We start from the raw sequence: 22,171 nt of genomic DNA, 5'->3' as shown, positions 1-22,171 counted from the left end.
CCACGGCGCCGGTTTGTGACCGGGGCCTTCCGTGTCAGCCCTGCTTCGTCCAGAGACTGATGCGGTAGCGGATCCCCTTCGCCGACTCCAGCCAGCCCGTCTCCGGCGTCAGGGCCGCCAGCGACCATTCCGTTCCGAGCAGTGGCGCGACGGTGTCGCCCTCCGCTGCGGATTCGACGACCGTGACGAGCGCGGCATTGGCACGCGACATGGCGTCGGCGTACACGCGGCCGCCGCCGATGACCCAGATCTCCTCGGCGCCCGGGCTGGCCCCGGCAGCCTCGAAGGCTGCATCGAGCGAATCGACGACGACGGCGCCGGGCAGGTCCGCGCCGGACCCGGAGACGACGATGTTCGTGCGGTCCGGCAGGGGACGGACCGTCGACGGGAAGGACTCCCACGTACGCCGCCCCATGATCACGGGATGCCCCGTCGTCGTCGCCTTGAAGTGCGCCAGATCCTCGGGCACGTGCCAGGGGATACCGCCGTCCCTGCCGATCACGCCGTCCTCGGTCTGCGCCCAGATCATGCCGATCACGGGACGGGACCCGACCGCATCCGCGACGCTCAGGGTGCCGGGCGAAGAGACCGTGCTCATACCGCCACCGGTGCCTTGATGGTGGGGTGGTGCCGGTAGTCGATCACGTCGAAGTCCTCCAGGGCGTAGTCGAAGATGGTGTCCGGTTTCCGGTTCAGCTCGACGCGGGGGTACGGGTAGGGTTCCCGCGACAGTTGCTCGGCGACCTGCTCCACGTGATTGTCGTACACGTGGACGTCCCCGCCGGTCCAGATGAACTCGCCGGGTTCGAGGCCCGTCTGCTGGGCGACCATCAGCGTCAGCAGTGCGTAGGAGGCGATGTTGAACGGAACCCCGAGGAACGTGTCCGCGGACCGTTGGTAAAGCTGGCAGGAGAGCCGGCCCGGGCCACCGTCCACGCCCGGGGTCACATAGAACTGGAAGAACACATGGCACGGCGGCAGCGCCATGCTGTGCAGCTCGGAGACGTTCCAGGCCGAGACCAGATGGCGGCGGGAGTCGGGGTTCGTCCGGAGCGCCTCGACCACCTGGGCGATCTGGTCGATGTGGCCGCCGTCGGGCGTGGGCCACGACCGCCACTGGACACCGTAGACGGGGCCGAGCTCGCCGTCCTCGTCCGCCCACTCGTTCCAGATGGACACGCCGCGCTCCTGCAGCCAGCGCACGTTGGAGTCGCCGCGGAGGAACCACAGCAGCTCCAGCGCCACGGACTTGAAGTGCACACGCTTGGTGGTGACGAGCGGGAAGGACTCGCTGAGATCGAAACGCAGCTGCCGGCCGAACACGCTCCGGGTGCCGGTGCCCGTCCTGTCGCTCTTGGCCGCGCCGTTCGCCATGACGTCGCGCAGCAGGTCCTCGTAGGGGGTGGGGATGGGAGTGCTCACCCGGCCAGTCTAGGACGAACCCACCGCCCCGGACGGCTGCGACCGCCGCGGGTAGACTACCCCCGGGCCGTGCAGGCGACGGCGTCGCCGCTCACCTGCTGTTCACTTCGCACCGGAAGAATCCAGCCGTGACCATCCCCTCGCCCCAGACCAGCGCCGCACCCGCCGCCGCGCGGTTCACGGCGTCCGGCCGGGCGCCGGCGCCCCGCACGCTCCTCGACATCCTGCGGGCCACGGCCGGCGAACACCCCAGCGCGTCGGCGCTCGACGACGGCACCCGGGACCTCAGCTACACGGAGCTGGTGACCGCTGCCGAGCAGTTCGCCGCCACCCTGCGCGCCGTCGGCGTGGGCCGTGGCGACACCGTCGGGGTGCGCCTTCCCTCGGGCACCAACGAGCTGTACATCGCCATCCTCGGCGTCCTCGCGGCGGGAGCGGCCTACGTGCCGGTCGACGCCGACGACCCGGACGAACGCGCCCGTGTCGTGTTCGCGGAAGCCCGTGTCGGCGTCGTCGTCGGACACGGCCTGTCGGTGGTCGCCGGGCCGGGCGCACGCCGGGGACTCCCGGGTGACCCCACACCGGACGACGACGCCTGGATCATCTTCACCTCGGGGTCCACGGGCACACCGAAGGGCGTCGCCGTCTCCCACCGCTCCGCGGCCGCGTTCGTCGACGCGGAGGCGCGCCTGTTCCTGCAGGACGAACCACTCGGGCCCGCCGACCGCGTGCTCGCCGGCCTGTCCGTCGCCTTCGACGCCTCCTGCGAGGAGATGTGGCTGGCCTGGCGGCACGGCGCGTGCCTCGTGCCCGCGCCCCGCGCCCTCGTCCGGACGGGCGTCGACCTCGGTCCCTGGCTGATCACCCGCGGCATCACCGCCGTGTCCACCGTGCCCACGCTGGCGGCGCTGTGGCCGGCCGACTCGCTCGAGAACGTCCGCCTCCTCATCTTCGGCGGGGAGGCCTGCCCGCCGGACCTCGCGCAGCGCCTGGCCGTCGACGACCGCGAGGTCTGGAACACCTACGGGCCCACCGAGGCGACCGTCGTCGCCTGCGCCGCACGCCTGGGTGGGGAGGGCCCCATACGCATCGGACTGCCCCTGGACGGCTGGGATCTCGCCGTCGTCGACGAGTCCGGCACACCGGTCCCGGAGGGCGGCACCGGGGAGCTCATCATCGGGGGAGTGGGACTGGCCCGTTACCTGGATCCGGCCAAGGACGCCGAGAAGTACGCACCGATGCCCACGCTCGGCTGGCGGCGCGCGTACCGGTCGGGCGACCTGGTGCAGCTGCAGTCGGCCGGGCTGGTCTTCATGGGCCGGGCCGATGACCAGGTGAAGCTCGGCGGGCGCCGCATCGAGCTCGGTGAGGTGGATGCGGCCCTTCAGGCTTTGCCCGGGATCGCCGGTGCCGCCGCCGCCGTCCGGACGACGCCGTCGGGCAACCAGCTCCTCGTCGGCTACCTCGTCCCGGCCGACGGCGACCCCGACCTCCCGGCCCTGCGCGCGCTGCTCGCCGGGGAACTGCCCGCAGCGCTCGTCCCGCTGCTGACCGTGACCGACGCCCTGCCCACGAAGACCAGCGGGAAGGTGGACCGGAACGCCCTGCCCTGGCCGCTCTCCGGCATCGACGACCCGGGCGGCCCCGGCACCCTGGAGGACCTCGACCCCCGCGTCCGGTGGATCGCGGACCAGTGGGCCGCCGTCCTCGGCACCGTACCCGTCGACGAGGACGCCGACTTCTTCCTGCACGGCGGCGGATCCCTCGCGGCCGCCCGTCTCGTGTCGCTGATCCGCACCCGCTACCCGGTGGTCACCGTCGCCGACATCTACGCCCATCCTCGGCTCGGGGCGCTCGCCGCCTTCGCGGCAGGAACAGGCGACGGCGGCGAGCAGGCCGCCGCGCCCGAACGCGCCGTCCTGCGCACGGCGCGCAGGTCACAGGTCTTCCAGACCATCATGGGCATCCCGCTGCAGTTCCTCGCGGGCATGCGCTGGCTCACGTACGCGATGATCGCCGGCAACCTCCTCACCGGGCTCGGGGTCCTCACCTCGGACACCACCCTCCCGTGGTGGTGGGTGGCGCTGTCCTGGCTCGTGTTCGTCAGCCCGTTCGGCCGCATGGGTCTGTCCGTCCTCGCGGCCCGCCTCCTGCTGTCCGGCGTGGAGCCCGGTGTCTATCCGCGGTCGGGCAGGGTGCACCTGCGGCTCTGGCTGGCCGAGCAGATCTCGGACAGCGTCGGGGCGGTGAGCCTCGCGAGCGCACCCTGGGTGCAGTTCTACGCGCGGGCGCTGGGTGCGCGCATCGGGTCCGACGTCGACCTCCACTCCGTCCCGCCGGTGACGGGCCTGCTCACCCTCGGAGCCGGCGCGTCCGTGGAACCGGAGGTGGACCTCTCGGGCTGGTGGATCGACGGCGATCGCATCCACATCGGGGGGATCACCGTGGGTGCGGGAGCGGTGGTCGGTGCACGCAGCACGCTGATGCCGGGTGCAAGCATCGGGGACGGCGCAGAGGTGGCGCCCGGATCGGCGGTGCAGGGCGTCGTCCGGCCCGGACAGCTCGTCTCGGGTTCGCCCGCCACCCGCGCGGGCAGGGCCAGGCAGGACTGGCCGGATGCCCCGCCGACCCGCTCACGGCTGCGTTCCCGTCTGTCCTTCCTGGCATTCGCCGCCGCCTCGGGCGCACTCGCCCTCATCCCGTACGCGGCCGCCGTCGTCGCCGTGCTCCCCGTGGTGGCCGCCCTGGACGGCGCCCCGTCCCTGTCCTCGGCGTGGCCGTCCCTCGTGGGACCGGTGGCGCTCGCCGCCGTCCTCTGGCTCGTCGTCACCGCTGCGCTCGTCCTCGCCACGATCCGGCTGCTGGGCATCGGGCTGCGGGAGGGCCACTATCCCGCGCGCAGCCGGATCGGCTGGCAGATCTGGGCCACCGAGCGCACCCTCGACATGGCGCGGGATCTCCTGTTCCCGCTCTATGCGAGCCTGTTCACCCCCGTGTGGCTGCGGCTCCTCGGAGCACGGGTGGGGCGGAACGTCGAGGCCTCCACCGTGCTCCTCATCCCGAGGATGACCACGATCGGCGAGGGCGCCTTCCTCGCGGACGACACCATGGTGGCCTCCTACGAGCTCGGTGGCGGGTACCTGCGCATCGCCCCTGCGAAGATCGGCCGGCGTGCCTTCCTCGGGAACTCGGGCATGACGTCGGCGGGACGGCGCGTACCGAAGAACTCGCTCGTCGCGGTGCTGTCGGCCACGCCGCCGAAGGCCAAGGCCGGCAGCTCCTGGCTCGGCAGCCCGCCCTCCCGCCTGCGCCGGCTCGCCGTCACAGCGGATCAGAGCCGCACGTTCCGGCCTCCCGCGCGCCTGAAGGCGGCGCGTGCGTTCTGGGAGCTGTGTCGTGTGGTGCCGGTCATCCTCACCGGGATGATCGCCGCCGCGGCCCTCATGGCCTTCGACGCGCTCGCGCTGTGGGGTGGCTACCTCGTGGCGGCCCTGCTGAGCGGCGTCGTGTTCACGGTGCTGGGCGCCGTCGCCGCCGCGAGCGCCGTCGTCGCGAAGTGGCTGCTGGTCGGCCGGATCACGGCGGGGGAGCACCCGCTCTGGAGCTCCTTCATCTGGCGCAACGAGGTGGTGGACACGTTCATCGAGAGCGTCAGCGCCCCGTGGTTCGCGCGGGCCGCCAGCGGGACGCCGTCGCTGGTCTGGTGGCTGCGGGCGCTGGGCTCGAAGATCGGGGAGGGGGTGTGGTGCGAGAGCTACTGGCTGCCCGAAGCGGACCTGGTCAGCCTCGGCCCCGGATCCACTGTCAACCGCGGGTGCGTCGTGCAGACCCATCTCTTCCATGACAGGATCATGAGCATGGACACCGTGGAGCTCGCCGCCGGAGCAACCCTCGGCCCGCACAGTGTGATCCTGCCTGCAGCCCGGATCGACCGGAGCGGCACCGTGGGACCGGCGTCGCTCGTGATGCGCGGCGAGACCGTCCCCGCCGGCACCTACTGGATGGGAAACCCGGTCAGCTCCTGGGCGGGTCCGGGAGACGGTGCGTGAGCACCAGTTCCGAGAGCTTTTCACCTGACCCGTACACCCCGACCAACGGCAGCACCTCCTACCGGGTCGACCACTACGACCTCTCCCTCGACTATCGGCTCTCGACCAACCGGCTGACCGGTCGGGCCGTCCTGGCCGTCACCGCGCGCCGGGGACTCCACCATGTCGAACTCGACCTCCGGGGCCTCCGGACCACCCGGATCACCTCCGACACCGTCCGCATCCGGTCCTTCAAGGACCGTGCGGGCAAGCTCGTCATCGGATTCCGCGACCCGGTGCCGGCCGGTGCCACGTTCCGGCTGGACATCCGGTACGAGGGCAACCCCCGACCACTCACCGGGATCTGGGGCGAGATCGGGTGGGAGGAACTGACCGACGGCGCCCTCGTGGCCGGGCAGCCCACCGGGGCGCCGTCGTGGTTCCCGTGCAACGACCACCCCTCCCAGAAGGCGGCCTACCGCATCGCGGTGACCACCGATGCCGGTTACCGCGCCGTCTGCAACGGCGTCCTCGTCTCGCGGGTCGACCGCTCCAGCCGGACCACCTGGACCTACGAGCAGGCCGAACCGATGGCCACCTACCTCGCGACGGTGCAGATCGGTCGGTACGCGCTTGTGGCGCTGAACGACCCGGCGGAGCCCGTCGTCGGCCTGCCAGCCCTGGGAGCGCAGCGACCCGCGGGCACTCCCGTCCCGCTGTACGCCGCCGTGCCCCCGTCCCTCGCTCCCGCTGCCAAGGCGTCGCTGGGCCGCCAGCACCAGATGATGTCCGTGTTCGAAGAGTGCTTCGGGCCCTACCCCTACCCGCAGTACCTCGTGGTCGTCGCCGATGACGACCTCGAGATACCCCTCGAAGCGCAGACGCTCTCCATCATCGGGCGCAACCACCTCGACCGGGGCTGGGACGCGCAGCGGCTCATCGCCCATGAGCTCGCGCACCAGTGGTTCGGCAATTCCGTCACGGCCGCGCGCTGGCAGGACATCTGGCTGCACGAGGGCTTCGCCTGCTACGCCGAATGGATCTGGTCCGAGGCCAGCGGGGCGACGACGGCGGACGCCCACGCACGGTCCACGCACCAGCGCCTCAGCCGGGCACCCCAGGACCTCGTCCTCGCCGACCCCGGCGCCGTCGACATGTTCGACGACCGCGTCTACAAGCGCGGCGCCCTCACGCTCCATGCGCTCCGGAAGACCGCGGGCGACGACGCCTTCTTCGCACTGCTGCGCTCCTGGTCCGCGGAGCACCGCCACGGGACCGCCACCACGGCGGACTTCATCGCGTTCGCGGTGCGGACGCTTCCCGGCGCCGGTGTCGGGGACCTCCTGGTGCCATGGCTGCTCTCGAGGCCGCTGCCCGCCCTGTGACGGGCGTCCGGTGCCCGGGCCACGGACCTGGGCGGTCCGCTACCCGCCCTGTGCCGGGGGCGGGCCCGTGGCGGAGCTATGGACCTGGGCGGTCCGCTACCCGCCCTGTGCAGGTCCTGCGACGCTGGCCGACCGGTGCCCGGGCTGCGGATCCGCACCGTCCGGCCCCGGACGTGCTGGCGGCTTCGCCGGACTGGTCGCCGGAAGCCGATCCGGTCCTCAGGGGTCGACGGCGACGGCAGCCACGAGGCCCAGCGGCTCCAGCGCCTCGCCGCCGATCGAGGTGAGGTCGGTCACCCTTCGCTCCTGCAGCACCTGGACCGCGTCCGGACCGCGATCGGTGAAGCCCGTGCCCGACGCCTTCACGAGGGCTTCCTTGCGAGTCCACAGGCGCGCGCGGAGCGCCTTCCGGTCATCGGACCCGAGCCCATCGACCATGGTCCGCTCCCCGGGAGTCAGGGCGACGTCGTCGAAACCCTCGAAGTCCACCGCGGCGACTGCAGCGAGGTCCACGCCGAGCCCGGGTCGAGACGGTGACCGGGCGGTATGCGATGACGGTGTCCGGGCTCTCCGGGGCGTCCGGACTGCCCCGGAGAGCCCGGAGAGCCCGGAGAGCCCGGAGAGCCCGGCTGTCCCGGCTGGCCCTGAGGACCAGGCCGTCGTTGACGCTCCGAGCGCTCCGAGCAGCACGAAGCCGTCGGCGCGGGACAGGCTGAGGGCCAGCGGCACGCGTTCGCCGTCGAGCAGGTACGTCGGCCGGCCGTGATCCGGTACCCCGGTCGGTCCGCAGGCCGGGCATTCGAAGCAGGAAACAGGACGGCCTGCCCGGATTCCCAGCACGTCGGCGACGAGGCACCGCAGCAGGTATCGTCCCGCAATGAAGGAGGCGGCTTGCGCGGCATCGGCGGTCAGGCCCGCCCGTGCCCGTTCGACGTCGTCGAGGACCCGGAGCATGGCGGTAATGGACGGGAGGTCGGACGCCGGCCCGGTCCGCTGCAGGCGGAGGACGGTGCCCGGCGGTCCCGACGACGTACCGGGAGCCGGGGGCCCGGGAGGGGGTTTCACAGCACCATCGTCTCCGACACAGGACCTCGGGGCCATCCCGCCCGGGACTCAGGAGCGGAATCGAGGGATCGACGGTAGGCGCCCCGGGTGAACGGGGCGTGGACGCGAGCGATCGCTCTCCTGCCACGGACTGGACTGATCAGGGGCCGGGCCCTGTGGTCAGTCGTCGTAGGCGCGGAACTGTTCCATGGACACGATGCGCCCCTGGTTGGCGCTGCTCACCTGGCACACCACCGCCTCGCCCGGCGCGAGATGCGGGTCGTCGACGGGCAGGAGCTCGTGCAGGTGATCCGGCATGTGGCCGCGCAGCACCGAGAGGACGAGCGGGAGCACCGGGCGGTGGGTGCAGATCGCCACGGGCCTGCGCTTGTCCAGCAGTCGCTCGATCACGGCCCGCGTGCGTGCAGGCTTCCTCACGGCGTCATGCTCCGTCAGGGCGTCGACGAGTTTGAGCTTCGCACTGCGCTGGTTGACGTACGGCGAGATCGTCTGGACACACCGCACCCAGGGGCTGCTCACCACCCGCTCGGGCGTCCACGCCTGGAGCAGGCGGCTCACGGCGGTGGCCTGCCGCCGGCCGGTGGCTGCGAGGGGCCGCTCGCCCTCCGCCCTGCTCCAGGAGGAACGCGGCTTGGCCTTCGCATGGCGGACCACGATCAGGGGCCAGGTCTGGAGGTTCTTGGCGCGGTGCGCCTCGATGAGCGCGTCGAGGGGGACGACGTCGGTCGGGTTGCTCAGCGCGGTGCGCGCCTCCTCGGGTGACACCCAGCGCGCTTCGTCGACCTCACTGCCGTCCGGCACCGGGGTGGCCCGTTCGGTCCTCGCCGCCCAGTAGTGCACGGTCTTGTCGCCGGAGTTCACCAGGTAGGTGATCGTCGCCAGCGGGACGCCGAGGCTCACGCGCAGCCCCACTTCCTCGAAGGTCTCGCGGACGGCGCATTCGGGCGTCGTCTCGCCCGGATCGAGCTTGCCCTTCGGCCAGGACCAGTCGTGGTACCGGGGGCGGTGAATGATGAGGACCTCGAGCGAGCCCTTCTCGATCCGCCAGCACAGGGTTCCGGCAGCGACGACGGCAGGGCTGCCGGTCGCCGTGGTGGTCGCGGCCGACTTGGTGGATGGAGCCATCAGCGGCGGGACACTGCCCGCTGGCGGGCACGGGAGGCGAGCAGGGACGACTGGATGTCCTCGAGCAGCACGCCGTCGGCGTCCTTGTGGTGACGGGTCCAGCAGCCGGTCTCGTCGAGGTGCCAGCTGGAGACCGAGGGATCCATGTACCGGTCCATCAGGTTCATCAGGTAGGAGATGTCCTCCGCCGAACTCAGCTGCACGAGGGCTTCCACCCGGCGGTCGAGGTTGCGGTGCATCATGTCCGCCGACCCGATGAACACCGCAGGCGTCCCGCCGTTGGCGAAGGCGAAGACACGCGAATGTTCGAGGAACCGGCCGAGCACGGAGCGGACCGTCACGTTGTCGCTCAGCCCGGGGACTCCGGGACGCACGGAGCAGATGCCACGCACGATCACGTCCACCTGGACGCCCGCCTGCGAGGCGCGGTAGAGCGAGTCGATGATCGCTTCGTCGACCATCGAGTTCACCTTGATGACCACGCGTGCTGCGAGCCCCGCCTGCTTGTTCGCGATCTCCCGTTCGATGCGATCGATCAGGCCCGAGCGGACCGACCGGGGCGCCACGAGGAGGCGCTTGAAGGTGGACTTCGGGGCGTATCCGGACAGCTGGTTGAACAGGCGCGACAGGTCCTCGCCCACCTGCTCGTTGGAGGTGAGCAGGCCGAGGTCCTCGTAGTACCGGGCGGTCCGCGGATGGTAGTTGCCGGTGCCGATGTGGCAGTAGCGCCGGAGGCCGTCGATCTCCTGCCGCACCACGAGCGAGAGCTTGCAGTGGGTCTTGAGCCCCACGATGCCGTACACCACGTGCACGCCGGCCTGCTCCAGCTTGCGGGCCCAGGAGATGTTCGCCTGCTCGTCGAAGCGTGCCTTGATCTCCACGAGCGCCAGCACCTGCTTGCCGGCTTCGGCGGCGTCGATCAGGGCGTCGACGATGGGGGAGTCGCCCGACGTCCGGTACAGCGTCTGCTTGATGGCCTGGACCTTCGGGTCCGCGGCCGCCTGCTCCAGGAACGCCTGCACGGAGGTGGAGAAGGAGTCGTACGGGTGATGCAGCAGGATGTCCCGCCGACGCATCGCCGCGAAGACGTTCGCCGCCTTCGACGTCTCGCTCTCGTTGAGGTACCGGCTCGTGTGCGGGACGTGCTTGGGGAAGTGCAGGTCCCCGCGGTCGATGCCGGCGATCACGCTGAGGCCGCGCAGGTCCAGGGGGGCCGGGAGATTGAAGACCTCGTCCTCCTCCACGCCGAGCTCGCGCGAGAGCAGCGCCCTGATGCTCGGATTGATGTCCGTCGTGACCTCGAGGCGGACGGGCGGCCCGAACCGGCGGCGCAGCAGTTCCTTTTCGAGGGCCTGCAGCAGGTTCTCGGCGTCATCCTCCTCCACCTCGAGGTCCTCGTTGCGCGTGACGCGGAAGAGGTGATGCTCGAGCACCTCCATGCCGGGGAAGAGCTGGTCCAGGTGGACGGCGATCACTTCCTCGAGCGGGATGAAGCGCGCGATGCGTCCTGCGACGTTGCCCGCACGCGGTCCGTCCACCGACATGAGGCGCGGCAGCTGGTCGGGAACCTTCACACGGGCGAAGAGCTCCTTCTGGCTGACGGGGTTGCGGACCACGACCGCGAGGTTGAGGGACAGCCCCGAGATGTAGGGGAACGGGTGGGCGGGGTCGACGGCGAGCGGCGTGAGGATCGGGAAGACCTTCTCGGCGAAGACCGTGTGCAGTTCGGCGCGTGCGGCGTCGTCCAGTTCCTCCCACGTGGTGAGGTGGATCTGCTCCCGCGCGAGGGCGGGCCGGATGTGCTCGGCGAACACGGCCGCGTGGCGCTGCTGCAGCTGGTAGCCGTCATGCATGATCTTCTCGAGCTGCTCGATGGGGCTGAGGCCCGCCGCGGAGGGAACCGCCAGCCCCGTCGCGATCCGGCGCTTGAGGCCGGCCACCCGCACCATGAAGAATTCGTCGAGGTTGGACGCGAAGATCGACAGGAAGCCGACCCGCTCCAGGAGGAAGAGCTCCGGGTCCTCCGCGAGTTCGAGGACGCGCGCATTGAAGTCGAGCCAGCTGATCTCGCGGTCGAGGAAACGGTCCGCTCCGATGTCACCGGACGGCAGGAGGCTGGGAGCGAACTCCGGGATGTCGATGCGGTCCTGGGTGGCCCGGGCCGGAGCCGTCTCGGATGACCCGTACAGAGACGCACCCCGGCGTTTGGTTCGTGAATCCATTGCGTCTCCTGCAGCGTGGTGGTCATGGTGGCGGGAACCCCGCTCCGATCGGCCCGGGACGCCTCGAATCAACCTTACAAGGTGGGTTGCGTCACCTTGGCCGCGTACATGACGTCGACATCCCAGCGCGTGAAGCCCAGCCTGCGGTAGAGCGCGACGGCGGCCGTGTTGTCGGCGTCGACATAGAGCATGATGGCCTGCAGCCCCCGGCCGTGGAGGTGTTCGACGCCGGCGATCGTCAGCGCCTTGCCGAGACCCATGCCCTGCGACTCCGGCGTCACGCCGACCACGTACACCTCGCCGATCGCCGGGTGTCCCCCGGTCGCGGGATGGACCTTCGTCCAGTGGAAGCCGAGCAGCGCGTCGTCGCTCTCTCGCACGGCCAGCAGGAAGCCCTCGGCGTCGAACCAGTCCTCGGCCATCCGCGCCTCGAGGTCCGCGCGCGTCGTCGCGCCCTGTTCGGGGTGGTGCGCGAAGGCCGCCGCGTTGGCCGCGAGCCACGCCGCTTCGTCCTGCCCGCGGACGAACGGCCGCACGACGACGCCGTCGGGCAGTCGGAGCGGGGGGACGGTCTCGGTGACGGCCGCGCGGGTCAGGCGCATCCGCCAGAGTTCCCGTACGGGGGCGTAGCCGAAGCGTTCCGCCAGGTCCGCTGCCGCGGAGTGGTTGCCGTGGGACCAGCCGCGGAGGCCGGTGATCCCCTCGGCGAGGACCGCCTCGATCAGGGCCGTCCCGGCGCCCTCCCCGCGGCAGTCCGGCCGGACGACGAGTTCGAGGACCGCGCCGTCCTCGGATCCGCGCGTGACGACGGCGACCCCCGCGAGTTCGCTGTCGGGAGCTTCGGAGGTGCGCGCCGTGAAGACGAGCAGGCGGTCGCCGGCATCGTGGGCACGGAGGGTGAGGAGGGTCTGCTCGGACAGCGGCGGGTTGCCGTCCGCCTCGGCGGCGGACGCGGCGAGGCTGCGTATCTCCTCGACGACGTCCGTGGGCGGGCCACCGGCGATCCTGCCGACGGTCCAGGTGGGGGCGTGCTGAGCGGCGGTCATGAACCCAGCCTAGTCCTGCGACCGCCGCACGGTTTGGTGCTCGCCCGCCGGGTGCGGTAGTGTCGGGAACTGCTCGAGGGGGATGCGCCAGTGGGGCGCCCGCGATACGTTCGACCCGTATGTCCTCCACTTCGGCCCGGCCCGCCGGGACCACCGAAAGCCCCTTCCACCCGCGGGTGGAAGGGGCTTTCGCGTGGGGTCAGGCGTCCTGGTCGACCGACGACCGGTCCTCGGGCAGGCGGGTCAGTGTGAAGCGGTACCCGACGTTCCGGACGGTGCCGATCAGCTGCTCGTGGTCGGCGCCGAGTTTCGCCCGCAGCCGCCGTACATGGACGTCAACGGTGCGCGTGCCCCCGTAGTAGTCGTACCCCCACACCTCGTGCAGGAGCTGGTCGCGGGTGAACACCCGGCCGGGGTGCTGCGCGAGGTACTTCAGGAGCTCGAACTCCTTGTACGTCAGGTTCAGGGGCTCGCCGCCCACGCGCGCCGTGTAGCTGGCCTCGTCGATCACCACGCCGGACGCGTGGATCTCGGTACTCGCCTCCTGGCCCGCCGCCGCCGACCGGGCGATCACCAGTCGCAGCCGTGCCTCCACCTCCGCGGGACCCGCCGAGTCGAGCACGACGTCGTCCGCCAGCCAGTTCGCGGCGACCGCCGCCATGCCGCCCTCCGTGAGCACGAGGACGAGGGGCGCGCTTAGGCCGGTGGCCTTCAGCAGCTGGGTGAGGGACCGCGCACCGACGAGGTCCTTGCGCGCGTCGACGAGGACGACGTCGCAGGGTTCCGTCTCGAGGAGCGCCGTGGGTTCCGCCGCGAGGATGTGCACCTTGTGGTTGAGCAGTTCCAGGGCCGGCAGGATGTCGACGGACGAGCCGGTGGTATTGGTGAGCATCAGGATGTGCGGCATGGGTCCTCCACGGGTAGGGGGGTGCGCATCATCGGGCAGGGGCGCCGTCCTCCCGGGCTGGGAGGAGGGGACGTCCGAAATTTGGTCAAGTATAGCCGCCGCCTGTGACGAGCCACACGCGCGACGGCGCCCGGGGGTGCGCTTTTCGGCGCACCAGCACGGGTAGGGCAGTATTGCTGGGGTGAAGAGGACGAGTGTGGCCGCAGCGGCCGGAGCCGCGGCCATCGCGACCGGTGCGATCGTCGCGTCCTCCTACATCTCCGTAACGGCGGTCGCCGTGGCCGTCGGCGTCCTGTGCCTCCTGGCCGCCATCGGCTGGCCCCGCATCCTCCGCGTACCGGCCCGGAAGAGCCTGTCCGCGGCGATCGGCCTCGCCGCACTGCTCGCCGTCGTCCTCGCCGCCACCGTGCCCGGGCCGCTCCACCTGACCTGGTTCCCGGTCTCCGTGGCGCTCGGCGTCGGCGCGGTCTTCATGATCCAGCTCCTGCGCGGGACCGGTCAGAGCCTCCGGCTCGAATCGACCCTCGGGGCGAGCTCCGGCGTGGTGGTCGTGGGCATGGGCGCGGGCTGGGTCGCCACGGACCGGCTGGCTGTCAACGCCGCCGATTCCGGCATGACGCTCGTGACCGGCGTGAGCATCCTCATCGCGATCGCCGTGTGCCTGCTGCCCCTGCCGGACCGCCTCGTCGCCCCCGCCGCCGTCGTGCTCGCCGCACTCGCGGGACCGCTCGGTGCGCTGCTCTTCACCGATGTGCCGGCACTCGCCGCAGCGGCCGTGGGGATCGCCTGCGGTGCCGTGATCGCCGGCACGCGGAGGCTGCTCGTCGCCCGGGAGGCGCCGATCGACCGCATCGCTGCCATCGCCGCCGGCATCACGCCCGTCCTCGCCATCGGCGCCGTCGTGTACTTCCTCGACACGCTGTTCCTGGCCTGAGCCGGGCCGCCGGGCGCCATCGGCCCCCGGTGGGACAGGTCGAGGCAGGCCTGGGCGGATGCCCGCTGCGGGCGTTCCTCGGCCGTCCGTACCGGGCGTTAGGATGGGGGCATGTCCATCCTTGCCCTTGAAATCTTCTTCATCTCGCTGCTGGTCGTCGCCGGTCTCGGCATGGCCGGTTTCGCCGCCCTCGTCATCACGCGCCTGTACAAGGGCCAGAAGTAGCCGACCGACCCCGGAGGTCCCATGTCGATCGACCTGCCCACCGACCTGACACCCGAGCTCGTCCCACTGTCGTGGCTCCTCGGAACCTGGGAGGGGACGGGAATGCTCGGTGAGGGGACCGCCGAGTCGGAGCGTTTCTCCCAGCGCGTCGTCTTCTCGCAGAACGGTCTCCCGTACCTGCAGTACAGCGCCGAGTCGTGGCTCATCGACGAGCAGGGCGCGCAGCTGCGCCCGCTGTCCGCCGAGACCGGATTCTGGGCCCTCGACCGGAAACTGAACGACTCCGACGTGGGGCCCGGCCTGAGCCCCGCGGACATCGTCCCGGCCCTCAAGACCGCCGATGAGGTGGAGCAGTTCCGCAACGACTCCGGCGGCTTCGACATCACGGCCACCGTGGTGCATCCCGGCGGCATCGCCGAGCTCTACTACGGCAGCATCAAGGGCCCGCAGATCCAGCTCAGCACCGACCTCGTGATGCGCGGCCAGCATTCGAAGGAGTACGCGGCGGCTACCCGGCTGTTCGGCCTCGTGGACGGCAACCTCTACTGGCGCTGGGACGTCGCCGCCCAGGGCAACTCCCTCGAGGCGCACGCATCCGCGATCCTCACCAAGGTCTCTTGACGCGTCAGGAGCATCCTCACGAGCAACACCCGGAACAGACCCGCCCGGAAGGCGTTGTACCAATGACCCCACGAAGCCCACTCCTGGGCCGACCCGGCGCCGTCGAGGGCGGCGGTGCCGACGCCGGCGTCGCATCCCACTACGGTGACCCGTTCCGCGAGCAGCGCATCCTGGCCGCGGGGGAGGCCGTCGTCGACCTGTCCCAGCGCGGGGTCGTCACCGTCTCCGGCCCCGACCGCCTGAGCTGGCTGAACACGCTCTCCTCCCAGCTGCTCCTCGACCTCCGGCCGGGCCGGAGCTCCGAGACACTGCTCCTGACCGTCCAGGGCCGCATCGAGTACGCGGCCCACGTCGTCGACGACGGTGCCACGACGTGGCTCATCACCGAGGGGGGAGAGGCGGCACCGCTGGCCGCCTGGCTGGACCGCATGAAGTTCATGCTCCGCGTCGAGGTCACCGACGCCACGCAGGACTGGGCCGTACTCGGAACGACGAAGGCCCTGCCCGCACCGCCCGCCCACGCCGTCGTGTGGGAGGACCCCTGGCCCGCCGTCGCGCCCGGCGGATACTCCTACGCGGTCGTCGACGAGAACGCCCACCCGGGCCGGGAGCGGCCCTGGTTCGAGTACCTCGTGCCGCGCGCGGACCTCGAGGAGGCCGTCGCCGCCACGGGACTCGCGCTGTCCGGTTCGCTCGCCGCCGAGGCGCTGCGCATCGCAGCCTGGCGTCCGCGGCCCGGGTTCGAGACGGACGAGAAGACCATCCCGCACGAGCTCGACCTGATGCGCACCGCCGTCCACCTCGCGAAGGGGTGCTACAAGGGCCAGGAGACCATCGCCCGCGTGCACAACCTCGGGCACCCGCCGCGCCGGCTCGCCTTCCTGCACCTCGACGGCAGCCAGCACACGCTCCCCGCGCCCGGAAGCCCCGTCCTCAGCGACGGCCGCACGGTGGGCAGACTGACCTCCGTCGGTCACCACTACGAGATGGGGCCGATCGCCCTCGCCGTGCTGAAGCGGTCCGTCGACGCATCCGCGGACCTGCTGGTGCAGGACGGGGACGAGGTCTACGCCGCAGGCCAGGAAGTCATCGTGGCGCCGGATGCCGGGCAGGTCGTCGGCCGCGCGTCGGGCTTCCTGAAGGCCCCGCGATGAGCGCCGGGAACGACGGCGTCCAGGGCCCGTCGGACGGGAGCGACGCGGCCGCTGCCATCGCCCTCGCGCACTCCCTGTTCGACGCCGCGCGGTCGGGTGACAGCGCCACACTGGTGCGATACCTCGATGCCGGGGTGCCCTTCGGCCTGACGAACACCGCCGGGGACAGCCTGCTGATGCTGGCCGCGTACAACGGCCATCCCGCGATCGTCCGCGACCTGCTGGCCCGCGGAGCGGAAGCGGACCAGGTCAACGACCGCGGGCAGACGCCGCTCGCCGGGGCCGTCTTCAAGGGGCACACGGACGTCGTGCGGCTGCTCGTCGGAGCAGGGGCCGACGCCGACGCGGGCACGCCTTCCGCCCGTGCCGCGGCCGAGATGTTCGGGCGGACCGAGCTCCTAGAGCTGCTCGGCTGACGCCCGCGCGCGTCGGCCTCCGGACCGCCGGTCGGCGGGACCCATCGGCACGGCGTGCGCCGGTCCTTCGGGGTCGGCAGTGCTCAGGTGCCGAGGAGGACCGAGGTCTGCGTCCCCGCGTAGGCGAAGCCGGCCCGACGGGCCGTGCGCTGGGAGGCCGTGTTGTCCGTCCGTGCGCGCCACTGCGGTACGAGCCCGGCCGCCATTGCCTCCTCGACCGCCACGGCGGCCACCCGCCCGGCATAGCCCTTGCGTCGCTCCCCTGGAGGGGTGATGACGGCGACATGGGCGAGGATGCCCTGCCAGATGTCGTACCCGGCCCCGGCGAGGGGCGTGGCGGCGTCCGAGTCGTCGCCGTCGACCAGCACGAACGGGTGCTCCACCGTGGAGAGCCCCGCTTCGGCGACGTCGTCGGGCGGGCATCGGCGCTCGAGCTCGCGGACGAGCGAGGCCTCCCCGGACACCACCGCGGGCGGCCCGTCGAAGCGCGGCAGGTCGTCACAGAAGTACAGCTGCGCCTCGCCGAGTGCGCGTCCGCCGTGCTCCCGGCTGAGCGTGAGCAACGTCGAGTGGCTGCGCAGCTCCAGCGAGGACATCGAACGTCCCGCGTCCACCGCCCAGGCAGGCCCCCGGAGCACCTCGCGGCCGAAGAGGGTCACGAAGGTCAGCACCGGGGCGTCGTCGTCGACCGCGTAGAGGCGCTCGGAGCCGCTCGCGAGGGCGTCGTCGTCGAGCCCGAGCAGTCGCGACCAGGCGAGCTGGATGATCGAGACGGTGCCGGGATCGAGTTCCACCGGATCAGCCGAAGAGGATCGAGGCTTCGTCGTAGCGGTGCTGCGGCACCCGCTTGAGGTTGCCGAGCGCCGCCTCGAAGCCCACGTGGGCGATCTCGGTGCCGTTGAGGGCCACCATGGTGCCCCAGAGCTCGTCGCGCACGGAGTCGACGGCGGCCATGCCCAGGCGCGTGGCGAGTACGCGGTCGAACGAGCTGGGGACGCCGCCGCGCTGGATGTGGCCGAGGATCGTGGCGCGGGTCTCGATGCCCGTGCGTGCCTCGAGCTCGGGCGCGAGCTGATCCGCGATCCCGCCGAGCCGCGGACGGCCGAAGGTGTCGAGGCCGCGCTCGGAGTGCGCCTGCTCCAGGTGCGAGGGGACGAACCCCTCGGCGACGACCACGAGGGGCGCACGCCCGCGGGCATTGGCCGTGGACACCCACTCGGCGATCTGCTCCACGCTCGTCTGCTGCTCGGGGATCAGGATGGCGTGGGCACCGGAGGCCATGCCGGCGTGCAGGGCGATCCACCCGACGTGGCGGCCCATGACCTCGGCGATCATGCAGCGGCTGTGGGATTCGCCCGTGGTGCGCAGACGGTCGATGGCCTCGGTGGCGATCTGCACGGCGGTGTCGAAGCCGAACGTGTAGTCGGTGGCGTCGAGGTCGTTGTCGACCGTCTTGGGGACGCCGACGATCTTCAGGCCGAGGTCCGTGAGCCGCTTCGCGGCGGCGAGCGTGCCCTCGCCGCCGATCGCGATCATCGCGTCGATGCCGAGGCGCTCCATGTTCGCCTTGACGACCTCCGCGCCGCCGTTGCCCTCGAACGGATTGGTGCGGGAGGTCCCGAGGATCGTGCCGCCCTGCTTGGAGATGCCGCGTACCGCGTGCCGGGGGAGATCGATGACGTCGCCCTCGACGACGCCGCGCCAGCCGTCCCGGAATCCGACGAACTCCTGGTCGTGGACCTTGATGCCCTTGAGGACGGCACCGCGGATGACCGCGTTGAGCCCGGGGCAGTCGCCGCCGCTGGTGAGGATTCCGATCTTCATATGGCGTGGGGTTTCCTTCGGGGAGGGTGTGGTTGTCCATCAGGAGCACGCCGTCGGGCCCGCCTATGATTCTAGACACACACCGGCCGGCCTTCTTCACCGGCGGGAGCGGCCGATTCGCTGCACCGGGCCGGTCGACGACCACGTAGGCTGGGACCATCCAGCGCCCGGGACCCCGCGTCCCCGGCGCTCGCCCGTCCGTCCGAGGAGGACACCCGCAGTGCCCCAGGCAGGTTTTGCGCCAGCGGCGCTGCGCATGGTCCACATCTCCCGTCCGGTCCTGTGGATCAACACCCTCGGCACCGGCGTCGTCGGCATGTGGCTCGCGGGGACGTTCTGGGAGTGGGAGGCGCTCGCCCTCCTCGCCTGGCTGACGCTGCCGTTCAACCTGCTCATCTACGGCGTGAACGACATCTTCGACCAGGACACCGACGCCCTGAACCCGAGGAAGGGATCGCTCGAGGGTGCCAGGATCAGGGCCTCGGAGGTCCGCGCCATCTGGATCGCCGTGCTCGCCACGAACGTTCCGTTCCTCGCGTGGTTCGCCACCACCCTCCCGCCGGCGGCCCTCGCCTGGATCGCGCTGTACGCCCTCGTGTTCGTCTTCTACTCGGCGCCGCCGCTGCGCTTCAAGGCCCGGCCGTACCTCGACTCCCTCAGCAACGCGGCCTACGCGTTCCCGCTCGTCTTCGTCCCCTACGCCCTCGGGGACACCCCCGTCTGGGCCGCAGCCCTCGGTCTCATGGCCTGGAGCGCGGCCAAGCACACCTACGACGCCGTCCAGGACATCGACGAGGACCGCGGGGTGGGCATCCAGACCACGGCCGTGCGCCTGGGGCCCCGCGGCGTCGTCGCCTGGAGCGGCGCCTGGTGGGCGGTGTCGACGGTGTGCTTCGCCCTGGTCAACATCCCGGTCGCCGTCGTGAACCTCCTGATCGCGGGCTGGCTGCTGCTGGGCCTGTACCGGGATCCCCGGCCCGAGACGGGCCACCGGCTGTACCGGTACTCGATCGCCTTCCCCTACGTCGCCGGAACCGTCGCGGGCGTCCAGCTCGTCGTCGCCCTGACGCTGGGACTGTACCGATGAGCCGGGTCGTCGTCGTCGGCGGCGGGATCGGCGGCCTGACAGCCGCCGCCCTCCTCGGACGGGCGAGTCACAGCGTGACCCTGGTGGAGGCCTCGGACCACGTGGGGGGCAAGAGCCGCCGCGTGGAGGTCTCGGGGCAGCGCATGGACACGGGTCCGTCGCTCGTCACCTTCCCGAGCGTGTGGCAGGAGCTCCTGCGGCTCCTCGACGCCGTCGCCCCGGCCGGCGCCACGCCCGCCGCTGACATCGCCGGTCTGCGCCTCGAGCGGCTGCCGGAGGTCGGGACCTACTACTACCGCGGCGAGGCGTGCGCCCTGCCCGTCCCCGAGGGGCATCCGTGGCACCCGGCCTGGACGCGCTTCGCGGCCGAACACGGCATCCTCGGGGAGGACGTGTCGCGACTGCTGACCACGGGTCCGCTCGAGAAGTCCTCCTACCCCGCGCTGGCCAGGCTCGGCGCGCTGTACGGGCGCAGGCTGACCACGCGGAGCTACCTCGACAGCCTGCCGTGGCTGCCCGAGGGGCTGCGCGAGGTCATCGCGATCCACACGCTCAATGCCGGCGTCAGCCCTACCCGGACGCCTGCCCTCTACGCCAGCATGCCCGCCATCATGGCCCAGGACGGCGTCTGGATCCCGGAGGGCGGTGTCTACGAACTCGTCCTGGCGCTGCAGCGCGTCGCGGAGGACGCCGGCGTCGAGATCCGCACGGGCGAGCCCGCGCAGGGCATCGGACGACGGCGCGTCACCACGACCGCAGGCAGCTACCCGGCCGACGCCGTCGTGAGCGGCCTCGACGCGCACCGCCTGGCCGGGCTCCTCGGGGGCCGTGCCGCCCGCACGCCGCGGAAGCTCACCTGCTCCGCCGTCGGGATCTATGCCGTCCTGGACCGGCCGCTACCCGAGGGGACGGCCCGCCACGGCGTGGTCATGCCCGACGACCCGGCGGCGCTCTACCGGAGCCTCGAGGCCGGGCAGGAGCCCGACCAGACGATGGCGTTCGCGAACTACTATCCGGCGCACGGCGTCTACCCCAACCGGTCCGCGACGCTCGCGCTGCTGCTCACGGCGCCCGCCAACGGCAGGACGTACTCGCTCGAGGACCCGTTCGTGCGGCGTGAGCTGGACCGGACGACGCGCGTCCTCGGACTGCCCGAACCCCTCGAGGACTATTTCGGCAGCCACGAGATCCTCGACCCGGGCTACTTCGGCGAGCGCGGCTCCGCCGGCGGGGCGCTCTACGGGGCGGTACGTCCGGCGTGGATGAGCGGACCGTTCCACCTTCCGCCCTACTCGGATCCGCTGCGCCCGTGGCTGTGGCGCGTGGGTGCGTCCGTCCACCCCGGCGGCGGCCTGCCTGCCGTCCTCGGAGGCGCGATGATGTCCACCCAGAAGCTGCTGGCACGCCTGGGATCCACCGTCTGAGCCCTGAAGCCTGAGCCACTGGTCCCCTGAGCCGCTGACCGGTTCCGTCGCCCGGGCCGGGCCGAACCGGGCCGGGCCGGGCCGGCTCAGGCCTGCTGTGCGGCGTCCACCGGCGCGCTGCCCGCGGGCTCCGTGGCCGCCACCGCGACCCGGGTGAGCTGCAGCCGCCGTCGCACCAGGAGGACGATCAGGGCGACGGCGAGCACCGCCGGGAACCCGAGTCCCGAGAAGACGCAGACGCCGAGCCACAGGAACATCGAGACGAGCAGGCTGTCCAGCAGGCCCGGACGGAGCGGGATGTCGGTCAGGCGCCGCCCGCCGATCCAGGTCACCAGCGCGGACGCGACGAGCCCGGAGATGAGCCAGCCGCCGTAGTTCGAGAGCGGGACCCCGTAGTAGGGGCCACCACCGGGCCAGATCCAGAAGCCGAGGGACACCGCGCCGGGATCGAGGACGCCGTCGATGACCACGAGCAGGAGCCCGCCGAGCACGATCCTGCGCAGGGCCGTCCCGCCGCCCGACACGGCGGCGACCGCCCCGATGACCAGCGGCACGTAGGAGAGGGGCAGCAGGTAGGGGACGAGGCCGAGGATCGTGGGGCCGAGCGGTTCGCCGTAGTAGAACTCGCCGTACGGCATGCCGGTGGCGACGCCGAAGCCCTCGATGAGGTACCCGAAGACGGACACGGCCAGGAGGGCGGCGGCGCCCCGCGCGGCCCCGAGCTGGCGCACGAGCGCGATGAACGCGGGCAGGGCGATCAGGAGGTTGAAGCCGTAGGAGGCATAGCTCGCGCCCTCCACGTCGGGGAACCGCACCACGAAGTAGCCGGAGACGAACAGGAAGGCGCAGGACGCGATGAGCAGGCGCGGGAATCGACGGGGAGCGGGAGTCTTCGACACGTCTTCCATCCTTGCAGGTCACGCAGCAGGAAGGGGCACCCGCCCGGCGGCAGGTGCCCCTTGCTGGGAGCGGGCCCTCCTGCCCCCTCCGTGCGCCCGGTCCTAACCGCCGGCCAGCAGCTTCTCGAGGGCGATGGAGCCTTCCGTCGTCGGGAGCAGGAGCCAGAGGACGAGGTAGAGAGGGAGCCCGATGAAGGGGAGCAGGAAGCTCAGCAGGATCGCGATCCGGACGTAGGTGACGCGCCACCCGTACTGGAGCGCGATGCCCGCGGCGATCCCACCGAGGAGGCCTCCTGGGGCGCGCTTGATCGGTGAGGAGCGGAGGAAACGGTAGAGGGACTGCATGGTGTGCCTTTCGGTTCTCGGGTGGTCGAACAAGTATCCGGT

General features: G+C 71.6%; 19 protein-coding genes. 8 read left to right on the top strand and 11 right to left on the bottom strand.

Annotated elements, in window-relative coordinates; genetic code table 11:
- Positions 1-34: 34 nt before the first annotated feature.
- Together ACSGDB_RS05395 and ACSGDB_RS05390 are read right to left on the bottom strand one after the other, a co-directional pair.
- Positions 35-598, bottom strand: coding sequence for a dihydrofolate reductase (locus ACSGDB_RS05395; RefSeq protein WP_434993416.1), 564 nt, complete (start codon positions 596-598; stop codon positions 35-37).
- Positions 595-1,374 carry a thymidylate synthase gene (locus ACSGDB_RS05390; RefSeq protein ID WP_434993565.1) on the bottom strand — a complete coding sequence of 260 codons (780 nt, stop codon included), beginning with the start codon at positions 1,372-1,374 and terminating at the stop codon, positions 595-597. Before ACSGDB_RS05390 ends, ACSGDB_RS05395 begins: the two co-directional genes overlap by 4 nt.
- A 182-nt stretch (positions 1,375-1,556) precedes the next feature.
- On the opposite strand from ACSGDB_RS05390, the gene ACSGDB_RS05385 reads away from it, so the two are divergent.
- Together ACSGDB_RS05385 and ACSGDB_RS05380 are read left to right on the top strand one after the other, a co-directional pair.
- Complete coding sequence (locus tag ACSGDB_RS05385) at positions 1,557-5,471, top strand: Pls/PosA family non-ribosomal peptide synthetase (protein ID WP_434993564.1); 3,915 nt, start codon at positions 1,557-1,559, stop codon at positions 5,469-5,471.
- Positions 5,468-6,835 (top strand): M1 family metallopeptidase, encoded by a 1,368-nt coding sequence (locus ACSGDB_RS05380; RefSeq protein WP_434993415.1) that lies wholly within the window; start codon positions 5,468-5,470, stop codon positions 6,833-6,835. The genes ACSGDB_RS05385 and ACSGDB_RS05380 overlap by 4 nt, the downstream gene beginning before the upstream one ends.
- Positions 6,836-7,054: 219 nt before the next feature.
- Here the strand turns inward: ACSGDB_RS05380 and ACSGDB_RS05375 are convergent, their stop codons facing one another.
- The 5 genes from ACSGDB_RS05375 to ACSGDB_RS05355 all read right to left on the bottom strand — a co-directional run bounded on the left by ACSGDB_RS05375 (position 7,055) and on the right by ACSGDB_RS05355 (position 13,200).
- On the bottom strand, positions 7,055-7,900 hold the full coding sequence (locus ACSGDB_RS05375; RefSeq protein ID WP_434993414.1) for a 4'-phosphopantetheinyl transferase family protein: 846 nt from the start codon (positions 7,898-7,900) through the stop codon (positions 7,055-7,057).
- A gap of 159 nt (positions 7,901-8,059) precedes the next feature.
- Positions 8,060-9,025 (bottom strand): NUDIX hydrolase, encoded by a 966-nt coding sequence (locus ACSGDB_RS05370; protein WP_434993412.1) that lies wholly within the window; start codon positions 9,023-9,025, stop codon positions 8,060-8,062.
- The gene (locus ACSGDB_RS05365) at positions 9,025-11,247 is read right to left on the bottom strand and encodes an RNA degradosome polyphosphate kinase (protein WP_434993411.1); all 2,223 of its coding nucleotides are present in this window, start codon (positions 11,245-11,247) and stop codon (positions 9,025-9,027) included. The genes ACSGDB_RS05370 and ACSGDB_RS05365 overlap by 1 nt, the downstream gene beginning before the upstream one ends.
- A 74-nt stretch (positions 11,248-11,321) precedes the next feature.
- Positions 11,322-12,293 (bottom strand): mycothiol synthase, encoded by a 972-nt coding sequence (mshD, locus tag ACSGDB_RS05360; RefSeq protein ID WP_434993409.1) that lies wholly within the window; start codon positions 12,291-12,293, stop codon positions 11,322-11,324.
- Between the two features lie 199 nt (positions 12,294-12,492).
- Complete coding sequence (locus tag ACSGDB_RS05355) at positions 12,493-13,200, bottom strand: winged helix-turn-helix transcriptional regulator (RefSeq protein ID WP_434993407.1); 708 nt, start codon at positions 13,198-13,200, stop codon at positions 12,493-12,495.
- 181 nt (positions 13,201-13,381) lie between these two features.
- On the opposite strand from ACSGDB_RS05355, the gene ACSGDB_RS05350 reads away from it, so the two are divergent.
- The 4 genes from ACSGDB_RS05350 to ACSGDB_RS05335 all read left to right on the top strand — a co-directional run bounded on the left by ACSGDB_RS05350 (position 13,382) and on the right by ACSGDB_RS05335 (position 16,550).
- On the top strand, positions 13,382-14,134 hold the full coding sequence (locus tag ACSGDB_RS05350; protein WP_434993405.1) for a hypothetical protein: 753 nt from the start codon (positions 13,382-13,384) through the stop codon (positions 14,132-14,134).
- 246 nt (positions 14,135-14,380) lie between these two features.
- Positions 14,381-14,980 carry an FABP family protein gene (locus tag ACSGDB_RS05345; RefSeq protein ID WP_434993403.1) on the top strand — a complete coding sequence of 200 codons (600 nt, stop codon included), beginning with the start codon at positions 14,381-14,383 and terminating at the stop codon, positions 14,978-14,980.
- Between the two features lie 62 nt (positions 14,981-15,042).
- The gene (locus ACSGDB_RS05340; RefSeq protein WP_434993402.1) at positions 15,043-16,134 is read left to right on the top strand and encodes a YgfZ/GcvT domain-containing protein; all 1,092 of its coding nucleotides are present in this window, start codon (positions 15,043-15,045) and stop codon (positions 16,132-16,134) included.
- A complete protein-coding gene (locus tag ACSGDB_RS05335) occupies positions 16,131-16,550 on the top strand; it encodes an ankyrin repeat domain-containing protein (protein WP_434993401.1) in 420 nt (139 codons plus the stop codon). Before ACSGDB_RS05340 ends, ACSGDB_RS05335 begins: the two co-directional genes overlap by 4 nt.
- 83 nt (positions 16,551-16,633) lie before the next feature.
- Here the strand turns inward: ACSGDB_RS05335 and ACSGDB_RS05330 are convergent, their stop codons facing one another.
- The gene (locus ACSGDB_RS05330) at positions 16,634-17,344 is read right to left on the bottom strand and encodes a GNAT family N-acetyltransferase (RefSeq protein ID WP_434993400.1); all 711 of its coding nucleotides are present in this window, start codon (positions 17,342-17,344) and stop codon (positions 16,634-16,636) included.
- A gap of 4 nt (positions 17,345-17,348) precedes the next feature.
- Complete coding sequence (locus ACSGDB_RS05325) at positions 17,349-18,374, bottom strand: 6-phosphofructokinase (protein ID WP_434993398.1); 1,026 nt, start codon at positions 18,372-18,374, stop codon at positions 17,349-17,351.
- Positions 18,375-18,594: 220 nt separating this feature from the next.
- Between ACSGDB_RS05325 and ACSGDB_RS05320 the strand changes: the two genes are divergently transcribed.
- Positions 18,595-19,461 carry a UbiA family prenyltransferase gene (locus ACSGDB_RS05320; protein ID WP_434993397.1) on the top strand — a complete coding sequence of 289 codons (867 nt, stop codon included), beginning with the start codon at positions 18,595-18,597 and terminating at the stop codon, positions 19,459-19,461.
- A complete protein-coding gene (locus tag ACSGDB_RS05315) occupies positions 19,458-20,885 on the top strand; it encodes a phytoene desaturase family protein (protein ID WP_434993396.1) in 1,428 nt (475 codons plus the stop codon). Before ACSGDB_RS05320 ends, ACSGDB_RS05315 begins: the two co-directional genes overlap by 4 nt.
- Before the next feature lie 86 nt (positions 20,886-20,971).
- Here ACSGDB_RS05315 and ACSGDB_RS05310 read toward each other — a convergent pair whose 3' ends face one another.
- On the bottom strand, positions 20,972-21,784 hold the full coding sequence (locus tag ACSGDB_RS05310; protein WP_434993394.1) for a carotenoid biosynthesis protein: 813 nt from the start codon (positions 21,782-21,784) through the stop codon (positions 20,972-20,974).
- A gap of 102 nt (positions 21,785-21,886) precedes the next feature.
- On the bottom strand, positions 21,887-22,129 hold the full coding sequence (locus tag ACSGDB_RS05305; protein ID WP_434993393.1) for a PspC domain-containing protein: 243 nt from the start codon (positions 22,127-22,129) through the stop codon (positions 21,887-21,889).
- Positions 22,130-22,171: the final 42 nt, after the last annotated feature.

Source organism: Arthrobacter sp. Ld5, from assembly GCF_051172775.1.
GTDB lineage: Bacteria > Actinomycetota > Actinomycetes > Actinomycetales > Micrococcaceae > Arthrobacter_D.
The sequence above is the reverse complement of the archived record's forward strand: the minus strand, read 5'-3'. Positions and strand labels throughout refer to the sequence as shown.

Coding starts and splice junctions, on each gene's coding strand:
- ACSGDB_RS05395 (WP_434993416.1), bottom strand. CDS start 598: ATGAGCACGGTCTCTTCGCCCGGCACCCTGAGCGTCGCGGATGCGGTC.
- ACSGDB_RS05390 (WP_434993565.1), bottom strand. CDS start 1,374: ATGGCGAACGGCGCGGCCAAGAGCGACAGGACGGGCACCGGCACCCGG.
- ACSGDB_RS05370 (WP_434993412.1), bottom strand. CDS start 9,025: ATGGCTCCATCCACCAAGTCGGCCGCGACCACCACGGCGACCGGCAGC.
- ACSGDB_RS05365 (WP_434993411.1), bottom strand. CDS start 11,247: ATGGATTCACGAACCAAACGCCGGGGTGCGTCTCTGTACGGGTCATCC.
- mshD (WP_434993409.1), bottom strand. CDS start 12,293: ATGACCGCCGCTCAGCACGCCCCCACCTGGACCGTCGGCAGGATCGCC.
- ACSGDB_RS05355 (WP_434993407.1), bottom strand. CDS start 13,200: ATGCCGCACATCCTGATGCTCACCAATACCACCGGCTCGTCCGTCGAC.
- ACSGDB_RS05345 (WP_434993403.1), top strand. CDS start 14,381: ATGTCGATCGACCTGCCCACCGACCTGACACCCGAGCTCGTCCCACTG.
- ACSGDB_RS05340 (WP_434993402.1), top strand. CDS start 15,043: ATGACCCCACGAAGCCCACTCCTGGGCCGACCCGGCGCCGTCGAGGGC.
- ACSGDB_RS05335 (WP_434993401.1), top strand. CDS start 16,131: ATGAGCGCCGGGAACGACGGCGTCCAGGGCCCGTCGGACGGGAGCGAC.
- ACSGDB_RS05325 (WP_434993398.1), bottom strand. CDS start 18,374: ATGAAGATCGGAATCCTCACCAGCGGCGGCGACTGCCCCGGGCTCAAC.
- ACSGDB_RS05315 (WP_434993396.1), top strand. CDS start 19,458: ATGAGCCGGGTCGTCGTCGTCGGCGGCGGGATCGGCGGCCTGACAGCC.
- ACSGDB_RS05305 (WP_434993393.1), bottom strand. CDS start 22,129: ATGCAGTCCCTCTACCGTTTCCTCCGCTCCTCACCGATCAAGCGCGCC.